The 19506-nt window shown below is 63.3% G+C and carries 19 protein-coding genes; 10 read left to right on the top strand and 9 right to left on the bottom strand.

The window, feature by feature from the left end; translation table 11 throughout:
• Nucleotides 1-33 precede the first annotated feature (33 nt).
• On the top strand, nt 34-1983 hold the full coding sequence (locus E4487_RS06210) for a relaxase/mobilization nuclease and DUF3363 domain-containing protein (protein ID WP_175252943.1): 1950 nt from the start codon (nt 34-36) through the stop codon (nt 1981-1983).
• Between the two features lie 17 nt (nt 1984-2000).
• Here E4487_RS06210 and E4487_RS06205 read toward each other — a convergent pair whose 3' ends face one another.
• Complete coding sequence (locus tag E4487_RS06205; protein ID WP_175252942.1) at nt 2001-2855, bottom strand: helix-turn-helix transcriptional regulator; 855 nt, start codon at nt 2853-2855, stop codon at nt 2001-2003.
• A 156-nt stretch (nt 2856-3011) separates the two neighbouring features.
• Here E4487_RS06205 and hemA point away from each other — a divergent pair, with 156 nt between their 5' ends.
• The 8 genes from hemA to E4487_RS06165 all read left to right on the top strand — a co-directional run bounded on the left by hemA (nt 3012) and on the right by E4487_RS06165 (nt 10723).
• Complete coding sequence (gene hemA / locus E4487_RS06200) at nt 3012-4244, top strand: 5-aminolevulinate synthase (protein WP_175252941.1); 1233 nt, start codon at nt 3012-3014, stop codon at nt 4242-4244.
• Nucleotide 4245: 1 nt separating this feature from the next.
• Nucleotides 4246-4749 (top strand): GNAT family N-acetyltransferase, encoded by a 504-nt coding sequence (locus E4487_RS06195; protein ID WP_175252940.1) that lies wholly within the window; start codon nt 4246-4248, stop codon nt 4747-4749.
• Complete coding sequence (locus E4487_RS06190; RefSeq protein ID WP_175252939.1) at nt 4746-5816, top strand: Gfo/Idh/MocA family oxidoreductase; 1071 nt, start codon at nt 4746-4748, stop codon at nt 5814-5816. Before E4487_RS06195 ends, E4487_RS06190 begins: the two co-directional genes overlap by 4 nt.
• 22 nt (nt 5817-5838) lie before the next feature.
• Nucleotides 5839-7692 (top strand): asparagine synthase (glutamine-hydrolyzing), encoded by a 1854-nt coding sequence (gene asnB, locus E4487_RS06185; protein WP_175252938.1) that lies wholly within the window; start codon nt 5839-5841, stop codon nt 7690-7692.
• 85 nt (nt 7693-7777) lie between these two features.
• Nucleotides 7778-8977: an MFS transporter gene (locus E4487_RS06180; protein WP_175252937.1), complete on the top strand. Its 1200-nt coding sequence runs from the start codon at nt 7778-7780 to the stop codon at nt 8975-8977.
• Between the two features lie 13 nt (nt 8978-8990).
• Nucleotides 8991-9917: a LysR family transcriptional regulator gene (locus tag E4487_RS06175; protein WP_175252936.1), complete on the top strand. Its 927-nt coding sequence runs from the start codon at nt 8991-8993 to the stop codon at nt 9915-9917.
• 156 nt (nt 9918-10073) lie between these two features.
• Nucleotides 10074-10418 (top strand): toxin, encoded by a 345-nt coding sequence (locus E4487_RS06170; RefSeq protein WP_175252935.1) that lies wholly within the window; start codon nt 10074-10076, stop codon nt 10416-10418.
• Nucleotides 10415-10723: a DNA-binding transcriptional regulator gene (locus E4487_RS06165; protein WP_175252934.1), complete on the top strand. Its 309-nt coding sequence runs from the start codon at nt 10415-10417 to the stop codon at nt 10721-10723. The genes E4487_RS06170 and E4487_RS06165 overlap by 4 nt, the downstream gene beginning before the upstream one ends.
• Nucleotides 10724-11049: 326 nt before the next feature.
• Here the strand turns inward: E4487_RS06165 and E4487_RS06160 are convergent, their stop codons facing one another.
• The 3 genes from E4487_RS06160 to E4487_RS06150 form a co-directional block, all read right to left on the bottom strand.
• Entirely contained in the window at nt 11050-11829 is a 780-nt protein-coding gene (locus E4487_RS06160) for a glycine betaine ABC transporter substrate-binding protein (protein ID WP_175252933.1), read from the bottom strand.
• Nucleotides 11830-11904: 75 nt separating this feature from the next.
• Nucleotides 11905-13086 carry a major royal jelly family protein gene (locus E4487_RS06155; RefSeq protein WP_257229350.1) on the bottom strand — a complete coding sequence of 394 codons (1182 nt, stop codon included), beginning with the start codon at nt 13084-13086 and terminating at the stop codon, nt 11905-11907.
• Nucleotides 13087-13131: 45 nt separating this feature from the next.
• Nucleotides 13132-14142, bottom strand: coding sequence for a zinc-binding alcohol dehydrogenase family protein (locus E4487_RS06150; RefSeq protein WP_175252932.1), 1011 nt, complete (start codon nt 14140-14142; stop codon nt 13132-13134).
• Between the two features lie 112 nt (nt 14143-14254).
• Here E4487_RS06150 and E4487_RS06145 point away from each other — a divergent pair, with 112 nt between their 5' ends.
• Nucleotides 14255-15181 (top strand): LysR family transcriptional regulator, encoded by a 927-nt coding sequence (locus tag E4487_RS06145; RefSeq protein WP_175252931.1) that lies wholly within the window; start codon nt 14255-14257, stop codon nt 15179-15181.
• 73 nt (nt 15182-15254) lie between these two features.
• Here E4487_RS06145 and E4487_RS06140 read toward each other — a convergent pair whose 3' ends face one another.
• From E4487_RS06140 to E4487_RS06120, 5 genes are all read right to left on the bottom strand, one after another.
• Nucleotides 15255-15545 (bottom strand): putative quinol monooxygenase, encoded by a 291-nt coding sequence (locus tag E4487_RS06140; RefSeq protein WP_175252930.1) that lies wholly within the window; start codon nt 15543-15545, stop codon nt 15255-15257.
• Nucleotides 15546-15763: 218 nt separating this feature from the next.
• Nucleotides 15764-16615 carry an N-acyl homoserine lactonase family protein gene (locus tag E4487_RS06135; RefSeq protein WP_175252929.1) on the bottom strand — a complete coding sequence of 284 codons (852 nt, stop codon included), beginning with the start codon at nt 16613-16615 and terminating at the stop codon, nt 15764-15766.
• Nucleotides 16616-16666: 51 nt separating this feature from the next.
• A complete protein-coding gene (locus tag E4487_RS06130) occupies nt 16667-17854 on the bottom strand; it encodes an MFS transporter (protein ID WP_175252928.1) in 1188 nt (395 codons plus the stop codon).
• Nucleotides 17855-17913: 59 nt separating this feature from the next.
• Nucleotides 17914-18678 (bottom strand): SDR family oxidoreductase, encoded by a 765-nt coding sequence (locus E4487_RS06125; RefSeq protein ID WP_175252927.1) that lies wholly within the window; start codon nt 18676-18678, stop codon nt 17914-17916.
• Between the two features lie 29 nt (nt 18679-18707).
• Nucleotides 18708-19505 (bottom strand): SDR family oxidoreductase, encoded by a 798-nt coding sequence (locus E4487_RS06120; RefSeq protein ID WP_175252926.1) that lies wholly within the window; start codon nt 19503-19505, stop codon nt 18708-18710.
• Nucleotide 19506 lies beyond the last annotated feature (1 nt).

The raw sequence follows: 19506 nt of genomic DNA, 5'->3' as shown, positions 1-19506 counted from the left end.
GCCGTACTGCGATCAACTTGGAGGAGTCCAAACATGAGCAAGGGAAGCCGTCCGGATGACGAATTGCGCTTTCGCCCGCAGCCGGGCAAACCGCAGCAACGCGGCCAACCCTTCGTCAACCAGGTGCTGCGTCAGGCCAACAAGGCCGGCACCGGAAAGCCGCGCAAGGCGGGCCAGCAGCCCGGCGCCCGCCTCGGCCGCGGGCATGTCGCCGCTCGTTTCAGCGCGCAGCAACTGCCGTCCAACGCCCGTCGCGTCACCATCAAGGCGCGCCTGGTGAACCTGCGCCAGGCCGGCAAGCGCTCGACGCTCAGCCACCTGCGCTATATCGAGCGCGACGGCGTCAGTCGCGAGGGTGATCCGGGTCAGGCCTACGGGCCACTGACCGACCAGGCGGACCTCAATGCGTTCGAGGAACGTGGCCGGGACGACCGCCACCAGTTTCGCTTTATCGTCTCGCCCGAGGATGCCGAACCGCTCGACGACCTACGCACCTACACCCGCCACCTGATGATCCGGATGGAGGCCGACCTCAGCACCCGCCTCGACTGGGTGGCGGTCGACCACTGGAACACCGACAACCCGCACACCCATATCGTCCTGCGCGGCAAGGACGACACCGGCAAGGATCTGGTGATCGCCCGCGACTACATCGCCGAGGGCATGCGCAACCGCGCCTCGGATCTGGCCACCGAATGGCTGGGGCCGCGCACCGAGCTGGAGATCCAGCAGAGCCTACAGCGCGAGGTGCAGCAGGAGCGTTTCACCAGCCTGGATCGCAACCTGCTGCGCGAACGCCTGGCCGGCGGCCTGAGCCTGAAAACACTTGCAAACCATCCACGTCGGCAACTGCTGATCGGCCGCTTGCAGCATCTGCAGAAGCTTGAACTGGCCCATGAAGTTCGACCTGGGCATTGGCTCCTGCATGACGACGTCGAGGCGACCCTGCGCGCCATGGGCGAGCGCGGCGATATCGTGCGTACGATGCAACGGGCCATGGGTAGCCTGCAGCGCGAGCTGGCGGTCTTCGAGCCGGGCAAGGATGGTTCTGTTGTGGTCGGTAGGATCGTATCCAAGGGCCTGGCCGACGAGCTAAACGACCGCGGCTATCTAGTGGTCGACGGCCTCGACGGCAAGGCGCATTACCTGGCCCTGCCTACCCGTGCGGAGCTGGCCGACTACCCCATCGGCGGCCTGGTGGAAACACGCAGTCTGAGCAAGCCGCGCGCGGTGGATCGCTCGATTGCTTCGCTGGCTGCGGACGGCCTTTATCGAACCGATCATCACCTGGCCCTGGCACGCTCGCAGTCGAGCGACGGACATGATCCTGATGCACTGATCGAGCGTCATGTGCGCCGCCTCGAAGCCCTGCACCGGGCCGGTATCGTCGAGCGGTTGGCCGAGGGTGTCTGGCGGGTGCCGGCCGACCTGCCCGAGCAAGGCCGGCAGCATGATGCTCGCCGCCTGGGCGATGTCGCCGTCGAGCTGCGCACACCGCTGCCCCTCGAGCAGCAGGTACGCGCCGTCGGCGCGACCTGGCTGGACCAACAGCTGATCGGCGACAACCGCGAGCTGGTCGACAAGGGCTTCGGCAAGGAGGTGCGCGAAGCGTTGCGACAGCGTGCCGACTTCCTGGTGGAACAGGGGCTGGCCGAACGCCTGGGCCAACGCGTGGTGCTCGCACGCAACCTGCTGGCCACCTTGCGCGGAAGGGAGCTGACCGCGGTAGCGCGCGAGATCTCGGCGCAGACGGGCCTGCAGTACCGCCCGGCAGTCGATGGCCAGCGCGTCAATGGGATCTACCGACGCAGCGTGCAACTGGCCAGCGGCCGTTATGCCCTGCTCGACGATGGCGTCGGTTTCAGCCTGGTGCCGTGGAAGCCGGTGATCGAGCAGAAGCTCGGGCAGAGCGTGTCGGCGCTGATCCAGGGCAACAGCGTCTCCTGGCAACTGGGTCGCCAGCGCGGGCCGTCGATTGGTTGAGCAATCGGCGCCGGGGCTTATACCAGCGCCGGTTCCTGCTGCAACCACAGCTCGAAGTCGCGGCTCTGCGGCATGCCCTCCTTGGCCGCGTAATAGACCAGCCGCAGGTGGCGATCCTCGTCGATGGTCAGCGTGGTGTGCTCGAACACCACCTGGCCGACCGCTTCGATGTGCAGGTGGCGGATCCCCTGGCACGGGCCGTGGATGTCTTGCTGCCGCCACCAGTCCCTGAAGTCCGGCGAGGCCTTCTCCAGGTCCTTCACCAACGCAGCGATATCCGGATCCTGGGCCGCCCTCACGAAGTCACGGCGGAAACTGGAGAGTATCTGCAGCGCCTGCTCATCCCAAGGGTTGAACAGCTCGCGCATTGTCGAGCTGGTAAACAGCATCCACAGCAGGTTGCGGCGGTCCGCCGGCAGCGCGGAGAAGCCGAACACCCGATCCGCCGCGGCGTTCCAGGCCAGTACGTCCCAGCGCAGGTTGAGCACATAGGCCGGACGCAAAGGTAGATCGGCCATCAGTCGGTGAACCAGCGCCGGCACCGTGCACCAGGTCTTCCCCGGCTCCGGTGGCAGGCGCTGATGAGCGAGCAGGAACAGGTGGCGACGCTCGGTGGCATCCAGTTTGAGCGTGCGCGAAAGGTTGTCGAGGAAGGTCGCGGACACGCTGATGTCCCGCCCCTGCTCCAACCATGTGTACCAGGACAAACCCACCCCGGCCAGGGCCGCGACTTCCTCGCGGCGCAGCCCAGGCGTGCGTCTACGGCCACCTGAAGGCAGCCCCACCTCCGCCGGCGAAATTCGTTCGCGGCGACTACGCAGGAATTCGGCCAGCTCTACCCGAGTGCGTTCAGCTGTGCGAGGCGCGCTCATCCGGTTACCTCCAGTACTAGGATAAACAGTCAAATTGTAACCCCTATAAATCCCGAGAAGAATAGCCCGACCTGGCCGCAATTACCCGTGCCAGGGCTCTCGCTTGATGAGGAACCACACAGAGACGTGTCATCAACTCGCTAAGGAGATAAACGGATGTACCAAGCACTTCTTCGGGAACAACTGGAGACATTGAAGTCCTCCAACCAGTACCGCACCTTTACCACCCTCAGCCGCATCTGCGGCCAGTATCCTCTGGCCAAGCTGGATGGTCCCGAGCAGGAACCGGTGGTGGTCTGGTGCAGCAACGACTACCTCGGGATGTCGCAACATCCTGCAGTGCGCGAACAGATGCACGATGCGTTGGAGACCTACGGAGCGGGCTCCGGCGGATCGCGCAATATCGGCGGCTCGCACGAGGTGTATTCCAGTCTGGAAGCTAGCCTGGCCGACTGGCACGGCAAGGAGGCGGCGCTGGTTTTCCCCACCGGCTTTGGCTCCAATGATGCCACCCTCCAGTGCCTGCTGCGGCGCATCCCCGACTGCGTGGTGATCAGCGATGAGCTGAACCACGCCTCCATCGTCAACGGCATTCGCTCCACGCCCAACGAGCGCAAGATCTTCCGCCACAACGATGTTGCGCACCTCGAGCAGATCCTCGCCAGCTACCCGCTGGGTCAGCCGAAGATCGTGGTGTTCGAGTCGATCTACTCGATGGATGGGGATATTGCCCCAATCGCTGAAATCGTTGCGATCGCCAAGCGCTACAACGCCCTCACCTACCTCGACGAGGTGCATGCGGTTGGCATGTATGGCCCGCGCGGCGCCGGTATCGCCGCCGAGCTGGGCGTGGCTGATCAGGTGGACATCATCCAGGGCACCATGGCCAAGGCCATCGGTGTGATCGGCGGCTACATTGCATCGACCCAGGTGATCGTCGATGCAGTGCGCTCCTTCGCCACCGGCTTCATCTTCACCACCTCGCTGCCGCCGGCAATTACCGCAGGCTGTCTGGCCAGCGTCGAACACCTCAGGGCCAGCCGCGCCGAGCGCGATCGCCTGCATGCCCAGACCGCCAAGCTGCGCGAGCGCCTCAAGCACCATGACGTACCGGTGATGCCCTGCTCACAGACCCACGTGCTGCCGGTGCTGGTAGGTGAAGCCAAGCGCTGCAAGGCAGCGGCCGAACGCTTGCTGCATAACCATGGCGTGTATCTGCAGCCAATCAACTATCCATCAGTGCCGGTAGGGACGGAGCGCTTCCGCGTCAACGCCACGCCGAACCACAGCGACACGCAGATCGAGCACCTGGCGCTGTCGCTGCGCGAGACCTTCGACCACTTCAGCATCCCGCTGGCGTCCGAGGTGTTTGTTGCGGAGGTGGCCTGAGATGGAACAGTCCTTCCTCACCGTGCGCCCAGCGACCTTGGCCGACCTGCCCAGCCTGGTGGAGCTGCGCGCGTATCTGTTGGACGGCACCGCCGCCAGCTATTCGAGTAAGACGCCGGAGGACGCGGCGCGCTGGCGGGCGGCCTACCGCACCTGGCTGAGCAGCCGCCTGAGCGAGAGCGACTGCGTCCAGGTCCTTGCCGCCGAACACAGGGAATCCGGCCAGGTGCTGGGTTGCGCGACCGCCATCATCGACCAGCGCGCGCCGGCACCGGGCTGCCTCAACGGCCTGTCCGGCTGGGTGCAGTCGGTGGTGGTCGAGCCGCAGTGGCGAGGCCGCGGCATCGCACGGCAGCTGATGCAGCACCTGCTGCGCTGGTTCGCCAACCGCGGCGTCGGCTGCGTGGTGCTGCAGAGCACCGCGGCTGCCGGCACTCTGTACCAGAACCTGGGCTTCGCCGTCAGCGACGAACGCCTGCTGATCCGTCAGGAGGCCTCGGCATGAAAATCCTGATCATCGGCCTGGGCTACGCCGGCAACCGCTACCGTCGCGCCTTCGAGCATATCGCCACGAGCACCGGCCTGCCGCTGTCGCTGGCCTATGTCGGGCGCCGGCAGAAGACGACCGAACTGCCCTACTTCGACAGCGTCGGCCTCGCGCTACAGGTGTTCGCGCCGGACATCGTGGTGGTCAGCGTCAACGATCACAGCCATGCGTCCGTGCTCAAGCAGCTGGCCGGCTACCGGGGCTTCGTGCTCTGCGAGAAGCCGCTGGTCACGCCCGGTGACAACCTGGACGAGCTGCTCGCCGCACTGGAGCAGGTCGGCGGCTTTGCCCTGGACCTCGTGGAGCGCTATTCGGACGCGACCCGGCAGTTGCGCGACTGGGTCGAGCGTCATGACTGGCAACTAGTACGTGCCAGCTTCCACTGGGGCAAGGATCGCATCAACGACTACCGCCCGACCTGCGGCGTGACCAGCGAGGTGATCCATGCCCTGGATCTGGTGGGCTGGATCTGCCCGCGCGCCGGCCAGCTCCAGCTCGATGGCGTGCTCGGTGTGCGCTCGGATTTCTCCATCTCCGGCTCGGAGGTGCTCGACACCGTGCAGCTCACCGCCAGCCTAGGCGAAGCGCGGGTCACCGGTTACTCCAGCTTCGTCAACATCGTGCGTCAGCGCACCGTGGATTTCAGCTTCGTCGACCGCGACGCCCGGCTGATCCATGCGCGTCTGGTGTTCGACACACCGCGCTGGGACCACGACCAGCTGCGCATCTGGACGCGCGGCGCCAACGGCGCCGAGGAGCTGTTGCACGCGTTCGCCACTGCCCCCGACGAACCTGGCCTGGACACCCTGCACAAGCTCTCGCGGCTGTGCCGGCAGGTGGTGCGCGCCGTGGCGCTCAAGGAACCGCCCCGCCAGCCCTTCGCCGGTCTCGACACCGCCGTGGCGCTGCAGCGCCTGCTCAACGACCTCGACACCCATGCCCAAACCCCAGCACCGGCGCGCTACGTCCATGGCGAGACGCGCGTACTGCTGGCCGAGGACAGCGACCTGGAAAGCCTCGGGTAACCCAATCACAAGGAGAACGACTATGTGTGGAATCGCTGGATGGCTGTCCTACAGCCAGAACCTGGAAACGCAACGCGACACCCTGCAGCGCATGACCGACACCATGGCCCTGCGCGGCCCTGATGCCGGCGGGCTGTGGATTGACGGCCCGGTCGGCCTGGGTCATCGGCGCCTGTCGATCATCGATCTGGAAGGTGGGCGCCAACCGATGACGGCGATGCACGGTGGCCCGCGCGAGGCCGCCGCCATCACCTACAGCGGCGAGGTCTACAACTTCCGCGAGCTGCGCACCGAGCTGCAGCGACTCGGTCATCAGTTCAAAACCCGCAGCGACACCGAGGTGGTGCTGCGCGCCTATGTCGAATGGGGCGAGGCTTTCGTCGAGCGGCTCAACGGCATGTATGCCTTCGCCATCTGGGACCTGCGTTCGCAGGAGCTGCTGCTGATCCGCGACCGCATGGGCGTCAAACCGCTGTATTACTTCCCCACCGCAGACGGGGTGGTGTTCGGCTCCGAGCCCAAGGCGCTACTGGCCAACCCGCTGGTGCCGCGCAAGGTGCGTGCAGACGGCCTGCGCGAGATCCTGGAGATGGTGAAGACACCAGGCCATGCCGTGTTCGACGGCATGCGCGAGGTGATGCCGGGCGAGATCGTGCGTATCAACCGCGAGGGCCTGGGTCGCCGCCACTACTGGAAGCTGGAAGCACGCGAGCACGAACACACGCTGGACGAGACCATCCGCCATACCCGCGATCTGCTGGAGGACATCGTCGACCGCCAGATCGTCGCCGATGTGCCGCTGTGCAGCTTGCTCTCCGGCGGTCTCGACTCCTCGATCATCACCGCGCTGGCCTCGAAGAAGCTGCTGGCCGCCGGCAAGGAGAACATCCGCTCCTTCTCTGTCGACTTCGTCGACCACGGCAGCGGCTTCACCGGCGACGCCGTGCGCGGCACGCCGGATGCGCCCTTCGTACGTGACCTGGTGGAGAAGATTCGCTCCAGCCACCAGGAAATCGTCCTCGACAGCCGCGAGCTGGCCGATCCAGCGCTGCGTGCGCAGATCGTTCGCGCCCTTGACCTACCACCGGCCTTCTGGGGCGACATGTGGCCATCGCTCTACCGACTGTTCCAGGAAGTGCGCAAGCACTCGACCGTGGCGCTGTCCGGCGAGAGCGCGGACGAGGTGTTCGGTGGCTACCGCTGGTTCCACGATCCAGAGGCGATCCAGGCCGATACCTTCCCCTGGCTGACATCGGTCACCGGCAAGTACTTCGACGGCAAGACCCTGTTCGATCCAGGACTGCTGGCCCAGCTCGACATGCACAGTTTCCTGCGCGACAGCTACACCCAGGCCATCGCCGAGGCGCCGGTACTGCCCGGCGAGGGTGCGGTCGACCAGCGCATGCGGCAGATGAGCTACGTCAATCTGACCCGCTTCGTGCAGACCCTGCTCGACCGCAAGGACCGCATGAGCATGGCCGTCGGCCTCGAGGTGCGGGTGCCCTTCTGCGATCACCGCCTGGTCGAGTACGCCTTCAACATCCCCTGGGCATTGAAGGCCTTCGACGGTCGGGAGAAAAGCATCCTGCGCGCGGCGACTCGCGACCTGCTGCCCGAATCGATCAGCGAGCGGATCAAGAGCCCCTACCCCTCGACCCAGGACCCGGCCTACGAGCAGGCGCTGCGTGATGCCCTGGCCGCCATCCAGGCAGATCGCAACGCGCCGGTAACGCCCCTGCTCGACAGCGGCCGTATCCAGCAAACCCTGGCCAAGCCGCTCGGCAGTGTCTCGCCCATGTACGAGCGCATGGGCATGGAGCTGGCGGTTGGCCTCAACACCTGGCTGAACGAGTACAACGTCAGCCTCGAACTCTAGTCCCCAACCGGATGCGGCCCCGGTGCGGGGCTGCATCCATTCGCTGTACCACCCACGCGTTCCTGCAACGCAAGCGAGTCCGAGCATGCACACACCCAACCAATCACCCATCTACCTCATAGCACTGGGGGCCTTCGCCCTCGGCATGGCCTCATACGTCACCGCCGGGTTGATCCCGATGATCGAGGCCTCGTTCGCGGTCTCCGTCGCGGTGGCCGCCCAGTTGGTCACCGCCTTCACCCTGGCCTACGGCCTGGGTTCACCGATCTTCGTCGCCCTGACCCCGGCGCATCGTCAGCGCACTGGCTTGTTGCTGGCCCTGGGCCTGTTCGTCATCGCCAACGCCGCCAGCGCGCTGGCCGAGAGCTTCACCGCGTTGATGGTCTGGCGTGCCATCGCTGGCATCGGCGCCGGCGTCTACCTGGCCATGGGCATCGGCGCCTCGGCCGCCGTGTCTACCCCGGAACGCCGCGGCAAGGCCATCGCCATCATCATGGGCGGCATGGCCAGCGGCGTAGTGCTGGGCGTACCGCTCAGCCTACTGATCGCCGAACAGCTGGGCTGGCAGGCCGCCCTGTGGCTGGTGACCCTGCTTGGCCTGGTGGCCTTCTTCGGCCTGCTGCTGAAGCTCCCTTCCCTGCCGTCAGCCACCGCCACCACGCTGGGCCAGAAGCTGGCGATCCTCGGTGACGGCCATGTGCTGGTCATCCTGCTGGTATCGCTGCTGGCCGCCATCGCCAGCCTGGGCATGTACACCTTCATCGCCCCGCTGCTGGCTGACCCAGTCTATGGCGCGGTGCGCTCGGTCACCCCCTACCTGTGGGTCTGGGGCATCGGCGGCGTGCTGGGCAGTTTCCTGATCGGCCCACTGGTGGATCGTATCAAGGGGCCAGTGCTGACCTTCGCCATCATGCTGACTCTCGCCGTGTCGCTGTTCGTGCTGCCTCTGGCAGCGGCCCTCAGCACCTGGCTGGTGATGCTGCCCATCGCCCTGTGGGGCTCCGTCGGCTGGGCGCTGCAGGTGCCGCAGAACAACGAGCTGATCCTGGCGCGCCAGGCCCAAGGCGACGGCAACCTGGCCATCGCGTTGAACGAGTCGGCGCTGTACCTGGGCAGCGCCATCGGTGCCGCGGCCGGCGGTTTCGTGCTGCTGTTGCAGATGCCCACCTGGACCTTGGCCGCCAGTGCTGGCGGCGTCGCCGCACTGGGCGCCCTGCTGCAGATCGTCAACCTGCGTCGCCAGCCGACCTGGAACAGCGACGTGCAAGCCGAACCTTACAACTGACGGAGGAAAGGCCGTGGAACTGCGCCACCTTCGCTGTTTCATTGCCGTCGCAGAAGAACTGCACTTTGCCCGTGCCGCCGCGCGCCTACATATCGAACAGTCGCCCCTGTCGCGGATCATCAAGGAGCTGGAGTACCGCCTGGGCGTACAGCTGTTCGAGCGCACCACGCGGCGCACTCGGCTGACCTGGGCCGGCAAGGTGCTCTTGAAAGAAGCTCGCCGAGTGCTGGCCGTGGTCGACCAGGCCAAGGCCAGCGTCAAGAGCGCGGCGGCTGGCTACCGTGGGCGCATTCGCGTCGCACTGTCCGATGGCATCCCGCAGGCTCGCCTGGCCGCCTTGCTCGCCCAGTGCCGCGAGGAAGAACCGGAAATCGAGATCTGCCTGTCGGAAGTCACCTTCAGCGAACAGGTCAGAGGCCTCAACGACGACCTGTTCGACATCGGGCTCGCCCAGTCCGACGAAGTGGGCGAAGGGCTTGTGGCCGAGCCGGTCTGGTTCGATCCGCTAGTAGTGGCGGTGCCGGCTCGCCACCCGCTGCTGACCTATCGACGCGTGCCGCTCGACGAAGTGGTGCGCTACCCGCTGGTGCTCTGCGATCCGCAAGTTTGCGAAGGTTTCTGGCAACAGTTGCAGCAGGTGCTAGGCGCCGTGGAAACACGGCTGACCATCGCCGACCGCGTACCGACACTGGATCTGATGATGGCGCTGGTAGCCGCGGGTTATGGCCTGGGCTTCTCCAGCCTGGCGCGCATCAACGAACTGAATAATCCGGACGTCGTGGCCAGGCCGCTAGACGGCTGCGCATCCATGCTGACCACCTACATGGTAAGGCGCAAAGGCGAGCCGGCCGAGCAACTGGCGCGATTTATTGGGCGGGTGAGCCCGTCGGAAACCCAGGCGTTGCTGCCGGATCACACATCACAGAAGGAAATCGCCTGATCGCCCCAGGCACAAGCCTTCCATCGCAGCGAGCCCCTTCAGAAGAGCGTCTTAGCGGCAGCCCAGCCAGGCTGCCGCATTTCTTGTATCTGGCCACCTGCTCACTTCTTGACAAGAAGACACTCACCATTAAATATACGCAAATAGCGCATACATATGAATGCATTGTTCGTTGAGCTGTCACCCTTTGAGCGCAATCGAAAAGCCCACCTGGATGACGACGAGTACTCTCTATTCCAGCAGATGCTCTTGGCCAACCCGGAGGCAGGCGCAGTCATCGCCAACAGCGGTGGCCTGAGGAAGGTCCGCTTCGGATCGGTCAGGCGCAACAAAGGGAAGCGCGGTGGCGTTCGGGTGATTTACTACTACTGGCACAGCGGTCTGCAGTTCTGGCTCTTCACCCTGTATGACAAAGACGAACTCGATGACCTGAGCAGTGATCAGCGTAGGCAGTTGAAAGCGCTCCTTGAGCGCGAAGTGAAGGCGAGGCAAGCACCATGACCAAACGCGATATTTTTTCCGAGCTGATCGAAGGTTTCGACGACTTGGCCGCAGCGCGTGAAGGCAAGCGTACGCTGCGTACTCACAAGGTCGAATACAAGCCAATCGAACCCGCGACAGGTGCGGAAATCGTCGCACTGCGCGAAAAGCTGCAGATGTCCCAGGGTGTATTTGCGCAGGCCATTCACGCCAAGCCAGCGACACTCAAGAACTGGGAACAAAATCGTTCAAAGCCCAACGATCAGGCCACCGTCCTGATTCGTATCCTGAGCAAGTATCCAGAACTCATACGCGAACTGGCATAGACAGAAAGTGCAGCGAGGTCTTTTGTACTGACAAAGCTCTTCCAGAGGCACCGAAAGTTGAAAAACTACATGGATCGGTGTGTAAGGCTGTACGAGATTTGCTTGGCAAGCCACCCGTCCCTAGTCGGCTGGCGGCTTTCGGCTAGAAGCGGAAATAGCTCTGAAGATGGATTTACTTCTTTTCATCAGGCTAAGCCACTAGTCTTATCTGTAGTGGTCTACTGAATCCGAGAACCTGCGGCTGGCGTCGAAGACCTTGTTGGTGTAGCGACGTTTGGCGAGGCTGGCGAGTTCCATTGGTGGTTTCTCCTGTCAGATGGTGATTTTCAAAGGGCAGCGCCACGAGCCAGCCACGCATCGGCGGCTTGCAGCGCTGACATCCCACCGCGGCAGATCATGTGATCAAGTTCGCTTATGACCGCATTGCCTGGACTGAGGCAGTTCAGTTCCTTGAGCAATGCCGCGGGCATATCGCGGGCAAATGGCTCGCTCACGATCAGCGTTGCGTCATCCTGGCCACCGAGCAGCCCCAAGGGTTCGTCCAATGGGCGAATGTAGTGCGAGTGATGCAAAAACTGCGGATGCCAGAGTGGCACGACGCACCATTCGCGCCGTGCATGGGCTTGTTCGTAGCGCGCGAAGCAATCGGCCTGAGTACCGTTCTCGAAGTGATAGCCGAGCCGATCAAGGCCGTATTGCTGGATGATTGCCCTGGAGAAGCGGCTGATGCCGGCGCCGGGATTGATGCCCTGGATCAGCCGCGTCATCCGTGTTGCGACCTCGGGGCGAAGGAGGTCCGCGACGCTCTGTACCGCGTCGACGGGCACATAGTCCGGCACGCCCCAGATGCAGTAAGGCCGGTACAGCACGCCTAGCGTGCGTGTTTGCGCGGCATAAGGCGCAAGGTAGTCGCCATGGCTCGCGGGCAGCCAGGCCGAGACCAGCATGTCGACAGCGCCGGCCCCAAAGCGGCGGAACATGTCTTCATGGGGCGCGGCACTGACCTGAACCTCATAGCCATGACGCTCGAGTACACGCTGCACCAGCGCGGCGCTGGCCGCATGAAAGCTCAGGTCGATGTAACCGAGGCGGATGATCGGTTTCATGGTTCACCTCGCCCGCAGACACACGTCTCGGGCACAGTCCGAAGTCAATGGTTGCCGACAGTCGGCCGGGGCGTCTCAGTGCGTAGGTGCCGGCGCTGCATCGATCTTCACCCGCAACAGGCTATAGGGTTTGCTACGCAGGTCTTGACCATCGTTGAAGCCAGGCGAGCGATGCAGCTGGTTGGCGGTGAAATACAGATAGCCGTCCGGGCCGATGGAAAGGGTGTCCGGCCAGAGCACCCGCGGGTCATGAACGATGGTTTGCCAAGTGCCGTCGGGCAGGCGCTTGCGAATCCCGTTGTGTTCGTAGTCAGTGGCGTAAACGGCGCCCTCGGCATCAGCCTCTAGGCCATCGGAGGCGCCCTTCTCGCCCAGGTCACGTACGGCAGACTGCAACTGTGCCTCGCTCACAGTTGGGTCGCGCAATAGTGCGGTCGACACGGCGTACAGATGGCGGCTGGACAACGGAGAGAAATAGAGTTCGTGTCCATCCGCAGATAAAGCGATGCCGTCGGAAGCCACACCTAGAGCCTTTGGCTTGCCATCGGCATCCTTTGTCAAAAGCGCCGGTTTTCCCTCCACGACCGGTACGAAGTCCCGGTCGACAGAGGTCTGCACCGCGCCGCTCAGGCGTCGGCTGGCTTTACCACTGGCGATATCCATGACGATGATGCCGCCGGGGCCGGATACGGACGAATCGGTTACATAAACCGTGCCTTGCTTGCCCACCCGGAAGTCGAAGCGCATGTCGTTGACATAGGTGCTCGGCAGGATCACTTCAGGTGGAAAGACCAGGGTCTTGACCACCCGGTTGCTGGCCAGGTCGATGGCGACCAGCTTCGCGCCGCCGGGACGCGGCGTGGAGAATTCCGGCGCGGCGGTGTCCAGCACCCAGACACGCCCCTTGCCATCGGCGACCACGCTTTGCACGCTGATGAATCCCTTGGCCGGGTCGTCCGGATCTTCCGTATTGATGGCTGCATTGGGGTACGGCTGGACCTTCCCGTCTCGAATTTCACCCACCGTGAAAGGCACGGCGTCACCCCAGCGCGGGAAGTTGACGAAGAGTCGTCCGGTCTCGCTGACAGTTACGCCGGTGGGCATGGCTTCATGGAAGGCAAATACCTGGTCAATCACCCCGATCGGCCGAGCGGCCGCAGCGCTGGCCGGCAGCGGCTGGAGTTGCGCGGCGAAGGTGACTGGGCTGGCGAGCGCCAAGGCCAAAAAGGTGTGGCGAAAACGTTTTTCGATGCGCATAGTGGGTCTCCTGCCCGCGCGGCGGGCACTTGATGCATGGATAAGTCAGAAGCCTTCCAGGACGATCTTGCCCATGGCCTTGCCGCTTTCGATCAGTGCATGGGCACGCCGCAAGTTGGCCGCCTCGATGCGTCCGAAATGCTCGCCTACGGTTGTCTTCAGCACACCGGCGTCTATCAGCTCCGTGACGCGGTTGAGCAACTGGTGCTGCTTGATCATGTCGTCCGTCTTGTACAGCGAGCGGGTGAACATCAGCTCCCAGTGCAGCGTTAGCGACTTGCGCTTGAGCGGCACCACATCCAGCACGGCCGGATCGTCGATCAGTGCTAGATGGCCCTGGGGCCGCAAAACCTCGACCAGTTGAGGAAGGTAGCTGTCGGTGTGGGTGAGGCTGATCACATGATCCACCGCCTCGATACCAATGCCCTTTAACTGCTCCGCCAGCGGCCGGCTGTGGTCGATTACATGATGCGCACCGAGGGCGCTGACCCATTCCCGGGTTTCCGGGCGCGAAGCGGTGCCGATCACCTTCAGGCCGGTCAACTGGCGGGCCAGTTGCGTCAGGATCGAACCCACGCCGCCGCCGGCACCCAGGATCAGCAGACTCTGCCCTGCTCCACCGCCCTCGCTCATGCCGAGGCGGTCGAACAGCAGTTCCCAGGAGGTGATCGACGTCAACGGCAAAGCGGCGGCACTGGCATCGTCTAGGCTGCGCGGTTTGCGCCCGACAATGCGTTCGTCGACCAGATGCAACTCGCTATAGCTGCCAGGACGGTCGATGGCGCCGGCATAGAACACCTCATCGCCGGGCTGGAACAGGCTTACGTCGGCGCCTACGGCACGCACTACACCGACCGCGTCCCAGCCGAGCACTTTGGGCTGCTCGGTAGCCCCCTTGCCGGAACGCACCTTGGTATCGACCGGGTTCACCGCGATGGCTCTGACCTGCACCAGCAGGTCATGCGGGCCTGGGGTAGGTTCTGGCAGCTCGCTGTCGAACAATGCACGAGGGTCGTCGATTGGCAGGCCGTACTCGGTGAAGACGATAGCTTTCATGTGGGGCAATCCTTGAAGGTCAGGTACAAGCGAAACGTAGGGACATCTTCGTCTTCCCATACCTCTGGAAAAAGGCTCAAAATCCACCAGCACTTTCATCGCAGGTGTGAAAATGGTTCGGTTCGAAGACCTTCAGCTTTTCGTGCGCACAGCCGCACTGGGCAGTTTCTCCAACGTCGCCCGCGAAGTTGGCCTGCTACCGGGCCAGGTGGCCGCGGCGATCAAGCGCCTCGAGCGCGATCTGGATGTTCGTTTGTTCGCTCGCTCCACGCGCAGCCTGCGGTTGACTGCCGAAGGTGAGCAGTACCTGCCGTTTGCCTGCGAGGCACTGGATACCTTGCGCGAAGGCCAGGACCGGGTGCGCCGGGAAAGCACCCAGCTGCATGGCTTGCTGCAGGTCTCCGCGCCGTCGGATCTCGGCCGCAACGTGCTGCTGCCGTGGCTTTCCGAGTTCCGTCGTCAGCATCCGGCGCTCAGCCTTCGCCTGCTGATATCGGATCAAGTGGCCGACGTATTTCGAGACCCGGTGGACGTTGCGCTGCGCTACGGAGTATTTGACGATGCGAGTTGGGTAGCCTTGTCGCTGGCTCCCTGGAATCGCCGCGTCCTGGTAGGCGCCCCAGATTACCTAGAGCGTAACGGCAGGCCCCGAACGCCTACCGATCTTGCGCAACACCAATGCCTGCTGTATTCGCTCAACGGACGCGCGCATGATCGCTGGCGGTTAGGTGATCAGACGGTACAGGTCACTGGCCCGCTGTTAAGCAACGACGCCGACATCGTGCGACGCTTGGCGGTTGCGGGGGAAGGGCTTGTCTACAAATCCTGGCTGGACGTACGCGACGACATAGAAGCAGGACGGCTGGAGATAGTGCTGGCTCAGTATCAAGGCGAGCCCACACCGCTTAACCTGGTGTGCCCGCATCGCAAGCAATATTCGCCGGCCGTTCAACAATTGCATGCACTGTTGCGCAGTCGTCTCGATCCGCTGAAACAGGAACTGCCGCCTCTCGCGTCTGATCCGGGTTTGATCGCTTGAACGGCAAGGTCAAATAGCGGCTGCCAGAACCAGTAGCGTATCCCACGGTTCTGGCGACCCAGAAGCTGCGGCTTCAAACCAGCAGCGACAGCTTCATCACGTCGAGCGTGATATGCCTTTCAAGCGTTTCGGCAAGCTCTCGAAAGACCGGCCCTTCAAGATGGTCTTGTAGCGCCGCCTCGTCGCGCCAACGCTCGATCATGACCAACCTGTCCGGCCGCTCGCTGTCTTCATGCAGCTGGTACTGGTCGCAGCCAGGTTCCTTGCGACTTCGTGCGACAGCTTTGCGAAGCGCCGCTTCGGCCACTTCACGGCTGCCGGGCTGTAGCGTAATCGTGGCGACCACAATGATCGGGGTGTCCATGAATCAGTACTCCAAGGGTTGATGTTTCGGGGGCAAGTCTGACCGGCAACCACACGATGGTGCCGGCCTAGGTACAGCAGGCGATTGGAAGAGTGGAGGTTCTGTTATCCGGCCAGACGAGTGAGCTGGGCCCGCTAACAACTGTGCAGCAATTGCCGTTACTGCTTCGCTGCCGTTGCGATACGCGCCACGCCAGCCCACCCGCGCCAGCGGACCACTCAGTCAAGATAGTCAGGAAGAGCGGGCAACCGTCCGTTGTCAGCAGGCTCGTGTTGAATGATGAAGGTCACGCCTTCACGGCTGGCCAGCTGCTCCAGCTTATCTGACGATTCCAGTGTCTGGTCGTGGCTGAAGTTGAACGTCGGGACTTGGTTCCTCAGTCTATTCTCGGTGAAATGCCACTGGTCGCCAGACAGCAGCACCGTTCCTGCGTTACGCAAGGTCAGCTCCAGTGCCATGTGGCCTGGGGTGTGCCCCGGCAATGCGATCATCTTCACCCGACCATCCCCAAAGAGGTCGTGATTCCCTTCGACCAAGTTGACCTTGCTCAGCTTGGGATCGGATACATGGCTTTGCAGCAGCCCGGGCTCGATGAAATGGGCCTTGGCCACTTTCTCCTGAAGCAACAATTCATATTCGCTGCGCTGCAAAACCAACGTGGCTTCAGGGAAGTCACCGGTCTGCCCAGCATGATCGAAGTGGGCGTGGGACAGGGCTACGATGTCGATGTCGCTGGGAGAAAGACCCAGCGCCTCGAGCTGCTCGACCAGCGTCTTGGTCAACTCCATTTTCAAGCTCCCGCTTGTCACGCCGCCCAGGAAGTCCTTGGAAAGGCCGGTATCCCAGAGCAGCCAGTCGTCGCCATGCTTGATCAGATAGCAGGACACGACGATGTCATAGGAACGGCCCTTGTAGGCGCCGGAATCCGACATCAGCGTCAGATCACCGAGATGCATGGTTCCGCAGTCCAGGCGGTACAGACGAACATCGACATCATCGGAGGCATAGGCACCTTTCCAGCCTCCGAGAAGGGACGCCACCAGGGCGAAGATTGCCATTGCTTGCTTCATGAGGAATTCTCCTGGTTGGGATAACGAAATAGTGGTGTTTGTGAAATTCGGTCACGCCATGGCACCTGCGGAGGCAGGCAGAGCCCGACGTTCCGAGAACACGAGGCAACCCAATGCAAGGCTGAAAGACAGTAGTGACGAGGCCAGCAGGCCCGCGTAGCCGTACGCCGGATAGACCCAGCCGGCGATCGCCGAACCGAGCCCGATGCCGCAAAAAAGAAATGACGCGGTCAGGGCCAGCGCGATGCCGCGCTGCTCGGGCCGCAGCTCGACCATCCGCCGTTGTTGCGTTGGCCAGACGATGTCCGTGGCAAAGGCCCAAAGCACTAGTGCAATTAGCAGCCAGCCGAGCTGCGATGGCGCCATCCACATGAACAGAACGTCAGCCATCAGCAGGCCGACACCGGCCACCAGCATGAACACGGCACTCAGGTAACAGGCGGCCCGGGTAACGAACAGGTTGCCAAGCACGCCGGCCACGCCCAGTACGGTCAGCGCCAGTGAGATGTCAGCGGGATCACCGTGGTAATCGTTGCGGATGATCGGCGTGAGAAAGGCGTAGGTCGAGAACACCCCGGTGGTGACGAAGAAGACCACGAGCAACGCGCTAAGCGAGCCCGGGTCGGTCAGCAATCTCAAAATGCTGCGTAAGGCCGTGCGCTCGCCGGCAACCTTGTTCGGCACGCGCCAGAGAATCAGCATGGCCGTCACCATGCCCGCCAGACCGATGCCCATGAAGAGATTACGTGCGCCCCATACATGAGCCAGCCAGGCGGTGATCGGCATGCCCGCCAGTCCCGCGACGCTCAGCCCGAGCAGTACGACGGCGATGGCGCTGCCCTGCTGATCCCGCTCGACCAAGTTCGACCCGAGCGCACCGAGCACCGGGCCAATGAAGCCGGCGCCGATCCCCATCAACACACGTGAGGCCAACAAGACCTCGTAGCTGGGTGCGAACGCAAAGAGCATGGACGCCGTGCTGAACAGCCCAAGCCCGAGCAACACCTGCCGCCGACGCGGCAGGTGACCCAGCGCGACCTGCAGCAACGGCGCTGCCAGCGCAAAGGTCACGCCGAAAACGGTAATCAGGTAGGCGCTTTGCGAGGCGCTCAGCATCCATTCACGGGATATCGCTTCCAGGCTGCCGACCACCGACAGGGCGCCGACGGCCTGGACGAAATAGGCAAGGCTCAGCAGCCGCAATGCAAACAGGGGCTGGGCCGGGATGGAATTGCTCATGGTCGTGCTCCTGAGTGAGCAGAAGCGGCCGGCCCGAGGGCGGGGCCGGCCGGTGGGTTTCACGCGACAGGGATCGGGTTGTCCACCAGCGACTGGTTGAACTGGTTGATGAGGGCGTGCTCGTTCGGCCCGACGTTGGCCCGCAGCGGCACCACGCCGTCGACCAACACTTCAGTGGTCGCGTGTTCGAGCTTGGCCAGCGTCTCGCTCAGGAAGGCATCGAGTGGCATGGCGCGGGGATCGCCGCTCTTGTGAATCAGATCGGTATCGACCCACGGCGGCGCGATTTCGAGCACGCCGACACTGGTTTCGCGCAGGGCAAACCGTTGCGACAGGGTGTAGGAGTGGATGGCGGCTTTGGTGGCCGAGTAGAGCGCGGTCGCCGCCAGGGGCAGGAAGGCCAGCACCGAACTGTTGTTGATGATCCAGGCCTCTGGCTGGCGCTTGAGGTGCTCGACGAAAGCCGCGCTGACGCGTACCGGGCCGAGTACGTTGGTGTTCAGCAGCCCGACCGCCTGGTCGTCATCCAGATCCCCCGAGGCGGGGTTGTCAAACGGCATGATGCCGGCATTGTTGATCACCACGTTCAGGCCAGGGTGGCGCGCGATCACCTTATCGGCGACGGCCTTGATCTGCACCGGGTCGTTGATGTCGAGTACGACGGTATCCATGCCCGGGTTGGCTGCGGCGATCTCGTCGAGCAGGGCCTTGCGGCGGCCGGCGATGATGACCTGGTTGCCAAGTCGGTGAAATGCCTCGGCCAGACCGCGACCGATGCCCGAGGTGCCGCCAGTAATGAAGATCGTGTTTTTGGTCAGTTTCATGGCTAGGTTTCCTTCTATTTCAGTTGGTTTTAGTGGGAGGAGTAACGGGGTGCAGGGGTGTTGCTGGACAGCTGAGCGGACATGGCGCGGCGACTGGCTTCGTAGGTGCGCCATTGCTCGATGTCATGCAGAGACGGAATGGAGATCAGCTCGCCACGGTCGTAATCGGTCAGCGCCGAATCGACCAATTGGTCGGCGGTCATGACGATGGCAGGGTCCAGGTGCTCGAGCGGTAAGCCGCCGATCTCCCAGAACTCGGTTGCGGTGGCACCAGGCAGCACCGCTTGAACCTGGATGCCCTGGCTGGCGAGTTCGTGATGAAGCGATTGGCTGAACGCGGTAACGAACGCCTTACTGCCGCCATACACGCCGTTGAGAATTTCCGGGGCGATGCTGACGATCGACGAGATATTGATGATGCCGCCATGGCCGCGGGCAACCATCCCCGGCAGGGCGGCGTAGCTCAGGCGCGTCAAGGCGGTAACATTCAGGTCGATCATGCGGGTCATTTGCTCCACATCGCTTTGCAACAGAGGCGTGTGGGTACCGATGCCGGCGTTGTTCACCAGCAGCGTGATGCTGGCGTCTTCCTTAAGTTTGGCTTCTACCTTGGCCAGGGAGCGCTGATCGCCGAGGTCGGCATCGAGTACTTCCACGACCCGACGGGTTTCGTTGGTGATGCGGTTGGCCAGGGTGTTCAGGCGATCGCGGTTGCGAGCAACCAGAATCAGGTCATAACCGCGACGGGCAAGGCGATCGGCGTAGATCGCGCCGATGCCGGATGACGCGCCGGTGATGAGGGCCGTTCCTGCATTTGGGTGGTTCATG

The sequence above is a fragment of the Pseudomonas sp. BMW13 genome, assembly GCF_013357275.1.
Taxonomy (GTDB): Bacteria; Pseudomonadota; Gammaproteobacteria; order Pseudomonadales; family Pseudomonadaceae; genus Aquipseudomonas; species Aquipseudomonas khazarica.
This window is presented reverse-complemented; position numbering and strand designations above follow the sequence as displayed.

Coding starts and splice junctions, on each gene's coding strand:
- E4487_RS06210 (WP_175252943.1), top strand. CDS start 34: ATGAGCAAGGGAAGCCGTCCGGATGACGAATTGCGCTTTCGCCCGCAG.
- E4487_RS06205 (WP_175252942.1), bottom strand. CDS start 2,855: ATGAGCGCGCCTCGCACAGCTGAACGCACTCGGGTAGAGCTGGCCGAA.
- hemA (WP_175252941.1), top strand. CDS start 3,012: ATGTACCAAGCACTTCTTCGGGAACAACTGGAGACATTGAAGTCCTCC.
- E4487_RS06195 (WP_175252940.1), top strand. CDS start 4,246: ATGGAACAGTCCTTCCTCACCGTGCGCCCAGCGACCTTGGCCGACCTG.
- E4487_RS06190 (WP_175252939.1), top strand. CDS start 4,746: ATGAAAATCCTGATCATCGGCCTGGGCTACGCCGGCAACCGCTACCGT.
- asnB (WP_175252938.1), top strand. CDS start 5,839: ATGTGTGGAATCGCTGGATGGCTGTCCTACAGCCAGAACCTGGAAACG.
- E4487_RS06180 (WP_175252937.1), top strand. CDS start 7,778: ATGCACACACCCAACCAATCACCCATCTACCTCATAGCACTGGGGGCC.
- E4487_RS06170 (WP_175252935.1), top strand. CDS start 10,074: ATGAATGCATTGTTCGTTGAGCTGTCACCCTTTGAGCGCAATCGAAAA.
- E4487_RS06165 (WP_175252934.1), top strand. CDS start 10,415: ATGACCAAACGCGATATTTTTTCCGAGCTGATCGAAGGTTTCGACGAC.
- E4487_RS06160 (WP_175252933.1), bottom strand. CDS start 11,829: ATGAAACCGATCATCCGCCTCGGTTACATCGACCTGAGCTTTCATGCG.
- E4487_RS06155 (WP_257229350.1), bottom strand. CDS start 13,086: ATGCGCATCGAAAAACGTTTTCGCCACACCTTTTTGGCCTTGGCGCTC.
- E4487_RS06150 (WP_175252932.1), bottom strand. CDS start 14,142: ATGAAAGCTATCGTCTTCACCGAGTACGGCCTGCCAATCGACGACCCT.
- E4487_RS06145 (WP_175252931.1), top strand. CDS start 14,255: ATGGTTCGGTTCGAAGACCTTCAGCTTTTCGTGCGCACAGCCGCACTG.
- E4487_RS06140 (WP_175252930.1), bottom strand. CDS start 15,545: ATGGACACCCCGATCATTGTGGTCGCCACGATTACGCTACAGCCCGGC.
- E4487_RS06135 (WP_175252929.1), bottom strand. CDS start 16,615: ATGAAGCAAGCAATGGCAATCTTCGCCCTGGTGGCGTCCCTTCTCGGA.
- E4487_RS06130 (WP_175252928.1), bottom strand. CDS start 17,854: ATGAGCAATTCCATCCCGGCCCAGCCCCTGTTTGCATTGCGGCTGCTG.
- E4487_RS06125 (WP_175252927.1), bottom strand. CDS start 18,678: ATGAAACTGACCAAAAACACGATCTTCATTACTGGCGGCACCTCGGGC.
- E4487_RS06120 (WP_175252926.1), bottom strand. CDS start 19,505: ATGAACCACCCAAATGCAGGAACGGCCCTCATCACCGGCGCGTCATCC.